The 13,605-nt window shown below is 69.9% G+C and carries 13 protein-coding genes; 3 read left to right on the top strand and 10 right to left on the bottom strand.

What is annotated here, in order from left to right; all coding sequences use genetic code 11:
• Positions 1-25: 25 nt before the first annotated feature.
• Both BMZ83_RS01725 and BMZ83_RS01720 read right to left on the bottom strand, forming a co-directional pair.
• A complete protein-coding gene (locus BMZ83_RS01725) occupies positions 26-367 on the bottom strand; it encodes a hypothetical protein (RefSeq protein WP_074874972.1) in 342 nt (113 codons plus the stop codon).
• Positions 364-1,236 (bottom strand): type II CAAX endopeptidase family protein, encoded by an 873-nt coding sequence (locus tag BMZ83_RS01720; protein WP_079990075.1) that lies wholly within the window; start codon positions 1,234-1,236, stop codon positions 364-366. Before BMZ83_RS01720 ends, BMZ83_RS01725 begins: the two co-directional genes overlap by 4 nt.
• Before the next feature lie 106 nt (positions 1,237-1,342).
• Here BMZ83_RS01720 and BMZ83_RS17170 point away from each other — a divergent pair, with 106 nt between their 5' ends.
• Both BMZ83_RS17170 and BMZ83_RS01710 read left to right on the top strand, forming a co-directional pair.
• On the top strand, positions 1,343-1,684 hold the full coding sequence (locus tag BMZ83_RS17170; RefSeq protein WP_074874967.1) for an ArsR/SmtB family transcription factor: 342 nt from the start codon (positions 1,343-1,345) through the stop codon (positions 1,682-1,684).
• 1 nt (position 1,685) lies between these two features.
• Entirely contained in the window at positions 1,686-1,988 is a 303-nt protein-coding gene (locus tag BMZ83_RS01710) for a DUF7521 family protein (protein ID WP_074874965.1), read from the top strand.
• A gap of 8 nt (positions 1,989-1,996) precedes the next feature.
• On the opposite strand, the gene BMZ83_RS01705 is transcribed toward BMZ83_RS01710, so the two are convergent.
• Positions 1,997-2,788, bottom strand: a complete 792-nt coding sequence (locus BMZ83_RS01705) for an SDR family oxidoreductase (RefSeq protein WP_074874963.1) — start codon at positions 2,786-2,788, stop codon at positions 1,997-1,999.
• Positions 2,789-2,898: 110 nt separating this feature from the next.
• On the opposite strand from BMZ83_RS01705, the gene BMZ83_RS01700 reads away from it, so the two are divergent.
• Positions 2,899-3,600 carry a dolichyl-phosphate hexose transferase gene (locus BMZ83_RS01700; protein ID WP_074874961.1) on the top strand — a complete coding sequence of 234 codons (702 nt, stop codon included), beginning with the start codon at positions 2,899-2,901 and terminating at the stop codon, positions 3,598-3,600.
• 266 nt (positions 3,601-3,866) lie between these two features.
• On the opposite strand, the gene BMZ83_RS01695 is transcribed toward BMZ83_RS01700, so the two are convergent.
• The 7 genes from BMZ83_RS01695 to BMZ83_RS01665 form a co-directional block, all read right to left on the bottom strand.
• On the bottom strand, positions 3,867-6,089 hold the full coding sequence (locus BMZ83_RS01695) for a DUF7846 domain-containing protein (RefSeq protein WP_074874959.1): 2,223 nt from the start codon (positions 6,087-6,089) through the stop codon (positions 3,867-3,869).
• The gene (locus BMZ83_RS01690) at positions 6,090-7,370 is read right to left on the bottom strand and encodes an ABC transporter ATP-binding protein (protein WP_074874957.1); all 1,281 of its coding nucleotides are present in this window, start codon (positions 7,368-7,370) and stop codon (positions 6,090-6,092) included.
• Positions 7,367-9,031, bottom strand: coding sequence for an ABC transporter permease (locus BMZ83_RS01685; protein ID WP_079990074.1), 1,665 nt, complete (start codon positions 9,029-9,031; stop codon positions 7,367-7,369). Before BMZ83_RS01685 ends, BMZ83_RS01690 begins: the two co-directional genes overlap by 4 nt.
• Positions 9,031-10,212: an extracellular solute-binding protein gene (locus BMZ83_RS01680; RefSeq protein WP_074874955.1), complete on the bottom strand. Its 1,182-nt coding sequence runs from the start codon at positions 10,210-10,212 to the stop codon at positions 9,031-9,033. Before BMZ83_RS01680 ends, BMZ83_RS01685 begins: the two co-directional genes overlap by 1 nt.
• Positions 10,205-11,365, bottom strand: a complete 1,161-nt coding sequence (locus BMZ83_RS01675) for an alpha-1 4-glucan-protein synthase (protein WP_074874953.1) — start codon at positions 11,363-11,365, stop codon at positions 10,205-10,207. Before BMZ83_RS01675 ends, BMZ83_RS01680 begins: the two co-directional genes overlap by 8 nt.
• 86 nt (positions 11,366-11,451) lie before the next feature.
• The gene (locus tag BMZ83_RS01670) at positions 11,452-13,047 is read right to left on the bottom strand and encodes a GMC family oxidoreductase (RefSeq protein WP_074874951.1); all 1,596 of its coding nucleotides are present in this window, start codon (positions 13,045-13,047) and stop codon (positions 11,452-11,454) included.
• Complete coding sequence (locus BMZ83_RS01665) at positions 13,044-13,595, bottom strand: gluconate 2-dehydrogenase subunit 3 family protein (RefSeq protein WP_074874949.1); 552 nt, start codon at positions 13,593-13,595, stop codon at positions 13,044-13,046. Before BMZ83_RS01665 ends, BMZ83_RS01670 begins: the two co-directional genes overlap by 4 nt.
• Positions 13,596-13,605: the final 10 nt, after the last annotated feature.

Genomic DNA, 13,605 nt, shown 5'->3' with positions numbered 1-13,605 from the left:
CAGCCACAGCGATGGTGTTCCCGACTCAGAGGTTCACCGCGAGCAGCCACCCCTGCCCGAACGCCAGCGCCGCGAGCACGAGGTGAGCCAGTGCCTCGAACGGACGCGTGTCGACGCCGTACCCCTCGTCGAGGGCGAGGCGCGTGACACGCAGCACGACGTACAGCGTGGCCGTTACCGCGGGGACGGCGACCAGTCCGACCAGGCGCGGGCCGCGCGTGACCGTGGCCTCCCCGTCGAGTCCGACGTGCCAGCCGACAATCATCCACTCGGGGAGCGCGGGCGCGACGACGACGCCGGCGGCGACAGTCGCGACGACCAGGGCGAACGAGGAGAGTTCCGGGAGTGCGCGGCGTGCGAGTCTCATGCGTCCACCTCCGACGCGTCGGCCGCGGATCGACGTTCAGGTCGCTCATTTGCCCACGTCGGCGTCTGTGCCTCCCCGGCGGCGAGTCTCTGTGGCCCGTAGCGTGCCACCAGTGCCAGTGCCAGCAGCCCGAACCCGCCGACCAGTAGCGTCGTGAACGGAACAGGAAGCGCCGACGGGCCGCCCACGAACTGCAGCGGGACGTTCACGCTCGCGTTGAGCGTCCCGTGCATGAGGATCGCTGCGGGCACACAGGCCCGAGAGCTGTTGTACAGCCACGTGAACACGACGGAGGCGACGACGACGAACGCTGCGTACCCCGCGGGCACCGTCTCGTATACGCCGAAGGCGAACATCGGCGCGTGCCACAACGCCCAGACGGCACCGACGACGACGCTCGCAGTCAGCGCGCCGTAGCGGCTCTGCAGATGCGGAAGCGCGAACCCGCGCCAGCCGAACTCCTCCTGGCCACCGCCGAGCAGCGTGGCGAACACCATGTTGATCGCGAACCCCCCGAGTGCGGGGGGAACGGCCGACTCGTCGATGCCGCCAGCCAACGCGACCATCACGACGCCCATCGCGATGCTGACGCCGATGGGGACCGCAAACGCGGCGGCGTACCACCGCGGCGCGCGGCGCCAGTCGAGCGTCGACCCGAGCCAGCCGCGGACGGACTCGCCACGCAAGCGGGTAACGAGAGCGGCAGCCGCAAGCGGGCCGAACGCGCCGGGGATGGCGGCGACCTTGACCATCGGTCCGTCGACGGCCGAGAGGACTGGAAACCACGTGCCCCACGAGAGGGCCAGGGTAAGTGTGAAGTACGTTGCAGCGGGGTATCGGTCGACTGCGTCGAGTAGGGGAGCAGCCATCTGTACACCCGACTTCGAGAGGGCACCCGATAGAGCGGGAGGCAGCGCTTCAGCTGCTGAAGCGTTCGGTAGCTCTTTAGGTACTTTTGCCAACAACTGGGCCACAGTGAGTGAGGCGAAGATCGAGGCCGTCGCAGGGCTGCTGGAGGACGAGACAGCCCGGGCTATCCTCACTCAGACGAGTCGAGAACCTATGTCCGCAAGCGAACTCAAACAGCGGTGTGACGCGTCGGGACCGACGATCTACCGCCGGCTCGAACAGCTCCGCGAGCGTGACTTGATCGAGGAACAGACCCGGCCGGATCCGGAGAGTGGCCACCACAAACAGGTGTACGCGCCGAACCTCCGGCGCGTGACCGTCGAACTCGTCGACGGCGAACTCCGCCTCGAGATCGACCGCCGGGAGGACATGTCCGACCGGTTCACCCGCCTGATCGAGAACATCTGAGATGCTCGGAGTACTCCAGATCGGCGAAGCAATCCGCCCGTTCCTCCAGGCCTACGAGATGGTCGGTGCGGCGCTAGGCCTGTTCATCGCCTACCTCGCCTACCGCGGGTATCGGCGCAACGACAGTCGGCCGATGCTGTATCTGGCCATCGGCTTCGGCATCATCCTCGGCCTGCCGGTTCCGATAGTGGTGATAACCTTGCTGTTCCCGTCACTTTCCGAACCCTTGGTTCAGGCGCTCATCCAGACGCTCGAGATCGCGGGGCTGCTCTGCATCATCTACGCGCTCCGGATGGAGCCGTAGCTGCTGATTCAGAGGTTGCTCGCGCCGGCACCGCCCTCGATGGGGAGCGCGACGCCGTTGATGTAGGAGGACTTCGGCGAGGAGAGGAACGCCACGGTCTCGCCGAGCTCCATCGGGTCGCCGATGCGCTCGAGCGGGATGCCGTCGCCCCAGTCGGCCAGCCCCTCCTCGTAGTCGTCGTAGTCGCCGCGGTCGACGGCCTGCTCCACCAGGTCCTCGATCCGGGAGGTCTCGTGGGGGCCCGGCAGCACCGCGTTCGAGCGGACCTCGGGCGCGAGTTCCTGCGAGAGCGTCTTCTCGAGGCCGATCACGGCCATCCGGACGGAGTTCGAGAGCACCAGCGAGTCGATGGCCTCCTTCACCGAGCGGGAGGTGACGAACGTCATCGTCCCCTGATCGGACTCCTTCAGGTGGGGTGCCGCCTCACGAACGGTCCGGACCGCGCTCATCACCAGCAGGTCGAACGCCTCGTACCAGTCCTCGTCGTCGGTGTCCATGAACGCGCCGCTGGGCGGGCCGCCGGCGCTCGTGACCAGCGTGTCAATGCCGCCGAACTCATCGACGGTCCGCTCGACGAGATGCTCGATGTCCGCCTTCTCGGTCAGGTCGCCCTGCACGCCGACGACCTCGCCGTCGCCGACGGCGTCGATCTCGTCGACGGCCTCGGCGAGTCGCCCCTCGTCCCGGCCGTTGACGACCACGTTCGCGCCCTCGCGGGCCAGCGCCGTCGCCGACGCCTTGCCGAGGCCGCTGCTCGATGCCGTCACTAGCGCACTCGTGCCGTCGAGTTCCAGATCCATACCCGAACGTTGCTCCGTAGACCCTTAAAGCCGATTCGCTCCGGAAACGTCGGGGGGGTTCTGGAAGCGTTTTCGGCAAGCCTAAACCAGTCCGGCACGACGCCGTATCCATGAGCGACTACGAGCTCGACGACGTGAGCGTCGTGATGGGCAGTTACAACGAGGCCGAGGCGATCGGCCCCGTACTCGAGGACATCGAGGCAGCGACGGACGGGCAGGCCGAAGTGGTCGTCGTCGACAGTTCCACCGACGGCACCGCCGAGATCGCCCGCGATCACGGCGCGACCGTGATTGATCAGGAGCCACAGGGGTACGGCTACGCGGTCTGTGAGGCGCTACTCTCCGCGACGAACCCCGTGCGGATCACGACCGACTGCGACGGCACCTACCCGATGGAGCGCATCCCGGACTTCCTCGACCTGATCAACGAGGGGTACGACGTGGTCAGCGGCGACCGGCTCTACCACGGCGCCGACACGATGCCGACGATGAACCGCTTCGGCAACTACGCGTTCGCCGGACTGTCGAGCGTGCTCGCCGGCGAGTACCTCCACGACGTGACGACGGGGATGCGCGCCTACCGCGAGGACGTGATCGAGGAGATCACCTGGACCGAGAACACCGGGCTCTCGGCGGAACTGCTCATCCGGCCGACGATGCGGGGCTACGAGGTGCGCGAGGAACCGATCGCCTACGACGAGCGTCTCGGCGAGACCAAACTCGACCCGTTCTCGGGCGGCGCGGAGATCGCCGGCTCGATCCTCCGGGTCTGTGCACAGGAGCGCAGGCGGCAGGTAACGAGTTTCTTCTGACGTTCGTCCCCCGAGGCAGACTTTTTGCGTCGATCGCGACAACGATCGGGCGGGTCCCGCACCCGGTTCATCTCCAGTCCGCTCCTCCTGTTCGTCGCCCTCCTAGCTGTCCTTCCGCTATACGGCCTCTACACCGGCGATATCGGGGTCCTGTGGGCCTCGCTGTGGCTCGGCGGCGTGCTGTTCGTCCGGAAGTGGCGTTGGTGGTGGGAACCGATCCGAGAACGTGTTCACCCCGACGCCGACCGGCAGTAGTACCCACTTCGCTACTCGGAACCGGCCACGACTGTCGCGTTCGCGAACTGGCCGGGCGGCGACGGCCCCAGCCCCGCGGGCACGCAGCGGTCCGGTACGGGGCAGCGTTCCTTGGTCGGCGACAGCGCGCGCACTTCCTCGCCACTAGTGTCGACCGGGAAGACGAGCTGGTAGCTGAACCCCGTGCTCGGCCCGGTGGAGACGAACACCGTGAGGGTGAGTTCGTCGCGGTCTCCGACGGCGAACGTTCCCGGCTCGTCGATGCCCTCGCCGGCGAGGCGCGCCGTGCTCTCGTTCACGGTGAGCATCACCCCGAGCGTCCCCTCACTAGCGTCCGCGGCGGCGTAGGTCTCCCCGGCGTCGCCGCCGACGCGGATCGACACCGACTCCGCGGCCTCGGGGACGCCGACGGCGGCGTCGAGGCGAACTGACTCGCCCGAGACGCGCTCGACGGGCCGGAGTTCGGCGGTCACGGACTCGCCGTCGACGGGGTTCCACGGGCCACGGATCACGTACCGCCGGAGGTCGTGCTCGGGGTTCGCGGCGGCCACGTCGAGTTCGTCGTAATCGCCGATGGCGTACAGCGACGGCCCGTCGAAGTCGGGATCGTTCCGGACCGCCTGGAACGGGTGGTTCAGCCACGGCCCGTACACCGGCGGGAGGAAGGTGAGCGTCCGCTCGTCGGTCTGGTTCCCCCCGAGCGCAGCGTTCCCGGCCGAGATCCCGCCTTCCGCCTCGAACGGTTCGTACGCGGCCGCGAGCTCCTCGCTGATTCCCGTGTTGTGTTCCAGCGGCCGTTCCGCGGTCGCGACAGCGACGGGGGCGGCGACGCCCGCCGCCACGACCAGGACGGCGACGGCGATGCGCCCGGCCGTCAGTCGATCCGGGAGGCGCGGCTCGGCGACGCTGCCCAGCCGGTCGGCCGCCCAAACCGCGGCGACGGCGCCGAACACCGCGGTCGGGACGAGCAGGTCGTAGTGGTAGTACGGCCCGAGGCTGTGGATGAGCCCGTCGTCCTCGACGCCGAGCGCCCCGAGGATGTTGAAGTTGCCCCAGAACGCGACGTTGCCCGCCGCGATCGAGACGAACATGCCGGCGACGATCGCTCGGCGCGCCACGAGCGCCGTCGACGCGCGGTCGGTCGCGTCCCGGACCCGTCCGCGGATCGCCGAGCCCGCGGTCGCCAGCACGCCCGCGGCCGCGAGCCCGGCGCCCACGACGCCCATCGCCACCCAGTCGGTGAACAGCTGAGTGAGCACGCGCCTGTTCGACTCGATCCCGAGTTCGAGCGTGTAGGTCTCCTCGTGGCCCAGGATCTCGCGGTGGCCGAAGCCGATCCCGTCGTGTGGCGCGAACGCCTGGTACGGGAAGACGAGCGGTTCGCCCGTCACGAGCACGTTGTACCCCAGCGCGGCCAGGACGCCGGCGATCCCGAGGCCGGCAGTCGCGAGTCGGCGGCCGAACAGCGCGCGCTGGTCGTCGTCGATCGGTCCGAACCGCGCCTCGCCGACCTGCGCGACAGGCGCCCGCCACGCGCCAGAGCGGGCGAGCGTGCCGACAGCGTGGAGGATGAACGGCGACGCGAACAGCACGGCGGTGTACGGCCGGGCGAAGAAGGCGAGGGCGATCGCCCCGCCGGCGACCGCCGCCGACCGTCGGCTCTCAGTTCGCTCGCCCCGGAGGTAGGCGACCGCGAAGCAGAGTTCCAGCGCCGCCGTCAGCGCGTAGGGGAGGTACACCCCCGACTGGACGAGAAAGAGCGGCGACGCGAGCACGAGGACGCCGGCGACGACGCCGACGCGCCAGTCGTACAGTTCGCGGGCCAGCGCGGCTGTACCGCCCACGACCCCCGCGGAGATCCCCGCCAGCGCGATCGGATAGCCCCCGAGGACGCGACCGAGCGCGAAGGCTGCGGCCGGGACGGGTTGGTACTTCGAGTACAGTCCCTGGGCGCTCTCGACGAAGAACCACGGCCGGAACGGGCCGTCGACGGGCGGGCGGAGGAACAGCCGCCCCGAGAGCAGCAGTTCGGCCTGCTGGAGGTAGACGCCCTCGTCGTGGTTGAGCGAGTGGTACGGGAACACCCGGGTCGCGACGAGGAAGGAGACCACCGCGGCGACGAGTCCGAGCAGGAGGATCGCGACCCGACCGCGGTCGAGTCGGGTACGGACGGCGTCGACGGCGGCCGAGAGTGATGCGGAGCGCGACGCGGGGAACGGGGACCGACCGGACATCTACGCCGCGGGGTACCACGCGAGCGTGTGGTCGGCCACGAGTCGGACGCTCACACGCTCACCGATCTCGACCTCCTCGGCGTGGTTGTGGAGACACCGGACGACGGGGCCGTCGTCGAGTTGTACGTGGTAGACGAAGGAGGGGCCGGTGTACTGCCGTTGAACCACCTCGCCGTCGGCGGTGGAGGTCGACGGCGCTGAACGGCCGTCGTCGTCGGTCGAGGTCGACGGCGTAGATCGGCCGTCGTCCTCAACGCCGAACGCAGTCCCGCCGTCGGCGGTGGGAACCGGTTGGGTCTCGGCGGAGATCGGGCCGGCCTCGCCGTCGACGGGGCTGAGCCGGAGGTCGTCCGGCCGGACCAGCACGTCGACGTCGGCGCCGACGTACTCGTCGGTCACACCCTCCAGCAGATCGCGGCCGTAGGAGCCGATGACCGTGTCGACCGAGCTCTCGGTGACCTTCCCCGGAACGAAGCTGGCCTGCCCGAGGAAGGAGGCGACGAAGCGGGACTCGGGGTGTTCGAACAGCGACGCCGGGCTACCGACCTGTTCGATCTGACCCTCGGACATCACCGCGACGCGGTCTGAGATCGACAGCGCCTCCTCCTGATCGTGGGTGACTGAGACGGCCGTGACGCCGGCCTCGTTGAGGATGCGGGCGACCTCCTCGCGCATCTCGACCCTGAGCGCCACGTCGAGGTTCGAGAACGGTTCGTCGAGCAGCAACACGTCGGGTTCGGGGGCGAGCGAGCGCGCGAGCGCGACCCGCTGGCGCTGGCCGCCCGAGAGGTCGGCGGGCGAGCGGTCGCCGTAGCCGTCGAGGCCGACCAGGTCGAGCAGGTCGTCGACGCGCCGGTCGGCGGCCTCGCTGTCGGGGTCGTCGAGGCCGAAGGCGACGTTCTCGGCGACCGAGAGGTGGGGGAAGAGCGCGAACTCCTGGAACACCATCCCCACGTCGCGATCCTCCGGGGGGACCTCCCGACCGTCGCCGGCGACGATCTCGTCGGCGACGCGGACGGTCCCCTCCGTCGGCGACTCGAGGCCGGCGATGGCCCGGAGCGTCGTCGTCTTCCCGCAGCCGGAAGGGCCCAGCAGCGTGAGCAGTTCGCCCTCGCGAACGGTGAGGTCGACGCCGTCGACGGCGCGTTCGCCCGCGAACTCCTTCGCGACGTTCGTGAGTTCCAGCACCGCGTCGGCGTCGTCGGCGACCGTCGAGTCAGTGCGCTCGGCTGCTCGCTCCGCCCTCGGCCCGTCGGTCGTGGATGTGGGTTGCTTGCTCATTTGTCGCGTCCCTGAACGAGGAGGGGGATCATCGAGAGCCCGGACACCACCACCAGCACCAGCGCCGGCAGCGCCGCCCGGCCGTAGTAGCCGCCCTCCTGAACTCGCCAGATGTACGTCACCAGCGTTGTAAACCCTGTCGGGTGCAGGATCAACGTCGTGTCGAGTTCCTTCATCGTCGTGAGGAAGACCAGCGCGGCGCCCGCGAGCACGCCGGGCGCGATCAGCGGCAGCGTCACTCGCCGGAACACCCGCCGCGGCGGCTCACCCAGCACGCGCGCCGCGCCGAGCAGTGCGGGGTCGACGCCGAGCACCGACGAGCGCGACGCGCCGACGGCCTGCGGGAGGAATCGAACCACGTAGGCGAACACCAGCAGCGGGAGCGACTGGTAGACGGCTCGGGCCACGCTCGGCCCGAACCACGCCGCCAGCTGGTTGCTGCTGAAGAACACCAGCGCGAGCGCGAGCACGACCCCCGGCATCGCGTAGCCGAGGTAGGTCGCGCGCTCGGCCAGCCACGCGAAGCGCGCCCGCGAGCGCCCCGAGTAGTACGCCACGGGGATCGCGAGCGCCAGCGTCGCCGCCGCCGCGAGCGCGGCGACGTAGACCGAGTTGAGGGCGAACCCCCACTCGAACGCCCGGCCGCCGACCTCGTAGGCGAGCGCCTCGGCCCGGACGAACCACATCGTCAGGATGCCGACCGGGAGCGCGAGCGTGAACGTCGAGACCAGCGCCGGCAGCAGCATCGCCGGCCAGCGCAGCCGTCCCAGCGAGATCATCGCCGTCGACGACGCCGCCGCGCCGTAGCCGGAGTCCTCGCCGCTACCGATCCGCGACTCCAGCGCGACGACGACGGCCGTCACGGTGAGCAGCTGGAGCGACAGCAGCGTGGCGTTGTTGCGGCCGTCGCCGAAGCTGTTGAGTTCGACGTAGATCATCCGCGTGAACACGTCGTACTGCATGATCGACGGCGTCCCGAAGTCCGAGAGCGCGTACAGCGCGACCAGCAGTCCGCCCGCGGTCACCGCGGGGAGGATCTGCGGCAGGATCACCCGGCGGAACGCCGAGAGGTACCCGACGTTCAGCGTGCGTGCGGCCTCCAACTGCGTCTCGTCGAAGGAGAGCAGCGCCGCCCGAGTCGTGAGGAACACGTAGGGGTAGACGAACAGCGTCAGCACCAGCGCGGTGCCGCCCAGCCCGTACACCTCGGGGATCTGGACCCCGAACGGCGCCAGCGCGTCGGCCAGCGCGCCGTCGGGGCCGAACGCCGAGATGTACGCGAACGCGCCGACGTAGCTGGGGATCACCAGCGGTAGCGCGATGACGACGGTCCAGAACCGGCGGAACGGCAGGTCGGTCTGCACCGTCAGCACCGCCAGCGGCACGCCGAGCAGGACGGAGGCCGTCGTGACGACGGCGACGAGCGCGAGGCTGTTGGCGAACACGTCGCCCGAGGAGCCGATCAGCGAGAGCGCCTCGTCGGTCGGCACCTCGCTCGCCCGTAGCAACAGCCAGATCAGCGGCGACAGGACCGCGGCGGCGATCGCCCCCGAGAGCAGGACCAGCGGCGTCGAAACGCCGTCGTCGTCCAGGCCCAGGAAGCGGCGAAGTCGCTGGCGGACCCCCGCGGACTCCCCCGCGGCGTCGCCGACGGCGCCCATCAGAGCACGCCCACCTCCCGCATGAGGTCCACTGTCGGGCCGATGTTCGAGAGCTTCGCCAGGTCGAACTCCGGCGGGTTGAGCTCGTCGATGCGGGGGAGGCCACCGACGGGCGGCACGCCCGGAATCATCGGGTAAGCGTACGCGCGGGTGGCAAAGTACTCTTGGACTTCGGCCGAGAGCAGGTGGCGGACGAAGTTCTGTGCGAGCTCCTGCTTGGGGCTCGCCGAGAGCACGGCGGCGCCGGCGACGTTGATCAGCGCGCCCGCGTCGCCGCTGGTGAAGGCGAGGTCGATCGGCGCGCTCGGCCGCGCGGCCTGCACGCGGAGCGCGTAGTAGTGGTTGGCGAAGCCGGCCCGGAGTTCCCCGTCTGCGACGGCGTTGGAGACGAAGAACTCGTTCGCGTACTCCGTGATGCCGGCGTCGACCATCCCCTGGATCCACTGTCGGGTGGCGTCCTCGCCCTCGGTGATCCGCATCGCGGTGATGAACGCCTGGAAGGCACCGTAGGTCGGCGCCCAACCCATGTCGCCGGCGATGCCCGAGCCGGGCAGGTCCATCACGTCGTCGGGGATCTCGCTCTCGTCGAGCGCGTCGGTGTTGTACGGGATCGCGCGAGCGCGGCCCGCAGTCCCGACCCACTCGCTGTTGGGGTGGAACTCGTCGGGCACGGGGTCGGTCACGTCACTCGGGAGTTCGGTCGTCAGGTCCTCGGCGGCGACGGCCGCCAGCGACCCGGCGTCGACCGACCAGAACACGTCGGCGGGCGTGGCCGCCCCCTCGCTGATGAGGGTGTTCGCGGCGTCGGCGGTGCCGGAGGCCCGCGGCGTCGCCTCGAAGTCGGGGTAGATGTCCTCGAGCTTGTTGATCAGGTCGCGGTAGAGGCCGCCCTCCCCGCCGCCGAGGTAGATCGTGAGCTCGCCCTCGAGGTTCGGGAGGTCCTCGATGCGCGTCCCGCTGATCTCCTCGCGGCCCTGCGCGAGCGCGCCGGAGCCCCGGAACTCGGAGAACTCGGCGTCGCCGATGGTTTCGTTCCCGCCAGTCGGCGTGTCGGTACCGTCGCCCCCGGGGCCGTCGGTTTCGGTGCCGCCGCCGCCACAGCCGGCGACGCCGACGAGGCCGGCGCTCGCGATGCTCGCGAGCAGGCGGCGCCGGCGCTTGGAGGTCGGTTCCTCAGTCATCGGCGGGCACCTCCACACGGTCGGCGGCGGGCGTTTCCAGCGCGTCGAGACAGTCGAGCCAGTCGTTCATGTATTCACCACAGTAGTTCAGGAACTCGCCGTTGTTCCACGCCTCGAAGTCGCCGGCGGCGAGCGCGTCGGCCATCGACGCGAACGCCTCGCGGTAGGAGCTCGCGCCGGCGGCGGCGTCGTCGATCACTTCCCAGACGTGCTCGTTGAGTTCGAGGCCCGCGACCTCGTTCTGCAGGTCGTCGAACGTCGAGCGCGGGGCCTTGTTGTGCTCACACAGCGGGCCGCCGTTGTACACCTGCTTGCCCAGCACGTCACAGGCCCGTTTGAGGAACAGCCCCGACCAGATGTCGTCGAAGCGGCCCACGTCCCAGCGGTTGTCGTCCATCGGCAGCTGGTAGAACGCCGGGATCACCTCGCGGCGGAACGCGAGGTTCATCGAGCAGACCGTCAGGTACTGGCCCTCGGCGGCGACGAAGTCCTCGCCGAAGTCGGCCCGGGCGGTCCGACTCTGGGCCTGTCCCTGCAGGTCGCCGTCCATCAGGATTCGCACTGCGTCGAGGTCGGGGACGTTCGTCCAAAGACCCTGCGAAGCGACGACGTCGTCGACGCGGGTGGGCTCGCGCTCCAGGTCCTCGTCCATCGCCGCGTAGGGGTACCCACGCGGGTAGAGATCGGCGTCGGCGTCGTCCAGCACGTTGACCCAGGACTCGTCGGAAGCGCGGGCCTCGATCTCGCCCTCGTAGGCGAGGTTCTCCATGTGGGTGCCGAAGAAGTCCTCGTCGTGGGGCAGCGTGTCGTCGTCGATGAACACGCCGTACTCGAAGCGCTCGTTCGCCCACATGTACAGCAGGCCGAAGGAGGTCTGGGCGTGGCTGGCTTCGGGGATCAAGTGGCTGTAGTCGTCGACGCCCTGCTCGGCGAACCACGCCTCGCGTGCGGTCCCGTCGAAGACGGCGCCGTCGACGCCGAGGTCGTCGAGCATCGCCGCCATCTCGTCGGTGTCGCAGAAGTCCTCCGTGACCAGCACGACGAACAGGCGGTCGGTGTCGAACCCGTACTCGCGAGCGTTCGCGACGTACTCCCGCATGCACTCGTACTCCCGTATCGTCGGGACGATCACGCAGATGTCCTGCTCACTCATTACCAGCGGGTTGTTTAGGGAGTCCTAAAACCCTGCCGATTTTTCGGGCGGCCAAAAATTGGTCGCGTGGCTGAAGTGACGCCGACTCAGAGCCGGGCGTCGATCGCGTCCGCGGCTTTCAGCGCCAGCGCGGCGATGGTGAGCGTCGGGTTCATCGCGCCGCCGGTGACGAACACGGAGCTGCCGGCGATGGAGAGGTTCGCGAGATCGTGGGTTCGGAGGTCGGCGTCGACGACGCTCGCGTCGGGATCGGTCCCCATCCGGGTCGTGCCCATGTGGTGGTACGCCGGGCCGGTCGCGTCCGGGCCGACGACCCACTCGATGTCGGCGCCCAACTCCTCCAACACCGCGCGCTGGATCTCGTTGGCGCGCTCGATGGTGCGGCGCGTGCGGTCGTCGAGCGACCAGATCACCTCGGGGACGGGGTTGCCGTGGTCGTCGGTCCGCGAGCGGTCGAGCGTGATGCGGTTCTCCGCGCGCGGGAACTGCTCGACGAGCGCGCCCATCGCGACGTGGTTGCCGTACCCCTCGCGGATCTCCGCGAGCAGGTCGTCGCCGAAGCTGTCGGCGCCCATCGCGATGTCCGCCGGCGCCGGGCCGGCGTAGTTGAGGAACTCCAGTTTGATCGCCCCCCGGCTGTCGTCCTCGCGGTCGTAGAACTGGTGGCTCTCGGTCGTGTTGAAGCCGACGTGCTTCTGGCGGGTGCGCTCGTCGAGGCGGCCGCCGACGCCGGCGAACAGGTGGTCCATGAAGTACCGCCCGACCGCGCCGGAACCGTTCGCCAGCCCGTCGGGGTACTGCTCGCTCTCGGAGAGGAGGAGCAAGCGCGGCGTCTCGACGCCGCCGGCGGCGAGGACGAACTCGTCGGCCTCCTGTCGGTACTCCTTACCCTCGGGAGTCACATAGACAGCAGCAGTCACCTTCTCGCCCGAGTCGTCGTGTTCGAGCCGCTGGACCGGCACCTCGTCGACGACCCTGGCGCCCCCCTCCTGGGCGCTGTCGACGTGGCGGGTCGCGTCGTACTTCGCGCCCGAGGGACAGACCGGGCGACAGGTGCCGTAGCCCACGCAGGCGCTGGCCTCGTCGGTTGGCTCGGAGTTCCGTGCGTTCGGCACCGAGTGGGTGGCGATCCCCAGTTCCTCGCAGGCCTCCGCGAACAGCGAGTCGCTGTAGGAGGGCGGGAACGCGGGCATCGGGTGGGGCTCCTCCCGTGGCGGCGCGAACGGGTTGTCCGACGCGCCGGCGACAGCGAGCGCCTCCTCTGCGGCGGCGTAGTAGGGCCGGAGGTCGTCGTAGTCGACGGGCCAGTCCTCGGCGACCCCCAGCTCCGAGTCCACCCGGAAGTCCTGCTCGTGCATCCGCATCACCATCCCCTGCCAGTGGAGTGTCGAGCCGCCGACGCCCTTCACGCGGGCGGCGTTGAGGGGGTAGAGCCGCTCACCGCCCGAGGTGTAGGCGTCCCGGGGCCCGCCCATCCCCCAGATCGGCGTGTCGTCGCCGGGCCGGAGGTGGGTCTCCATACGCTCCTCGCGCTCGTCGGGGTCGAACCGCGGGCCAGCCTCCAGCACGATCACCTCGTGACCCGCGCTCGCGAGGCGGTCGGCGACGATCGCGCCCGCGGGCCCGGCACCGACGACGCACACGTCGGCGTTCTCCGTGGGTGTTCGGTCCGGTTGACTCATTCCGGCCCCTTCTGGTAGCTCGCTGTCCCACCCGGATATCCCGGCGGGTTCTCGAGTCCGGCCAGCGACGCCCCCGTCGGCGACGCGTAGAGGCCGAACAGCAGATCGTTCACGAGGTAGTAGCGCACGCGCTCGTCGTCGTCGCCGTCGGGGTCCGGGTCGGCCGTGTCGACGGCCATGTAGGCGAGCAGCTCCTCCCTCGCCGCGGCGTCGAGCGCGGCGTAGCGTTCGCCTTCGAGGTTCTCGGCGTACTCGTCGAGCGTTTCGATCGCGGCGACCATCCCGCGCCCGTGCTCCGGCCGGTCGCGCACGCGCGGTCGGACGTACGCCTCCACGAACTCGGCGGCGTTCTCGACCTCGCTTGGGTAGAGGACGGCCGCGAGCGCGACCAGCGTCTCCAACTCGTCCTCGCCGAGTTCGGGCGGGTTCGCGTCGCTCGCCGTCGTCGTCTCGTCGTCCCGCGCTGCACTCGGCGCGGAACAGCCGGCGACGCCGCCGGCGCCGACCGCCGACAGCGCCGCGAGCGCGTCCCGTCGGGTGAGCCGCATCTGCCCAGGA

Origin of the sequence: Halolamina pelagica, from assembly GCF_900115675.1 — an archaeon.
GTDB classification, from domain to species: domain Archaea; phylum Halobacteriota; class Halobacteria; order Halobacteriales; family Haloferacaceae; genus Halolamina; species Halolamina pelagica.
Note: the sequence above shows the minus strand (reverse complement) of the source record. Positions and strands in the feature narration are given on the sequence as shown.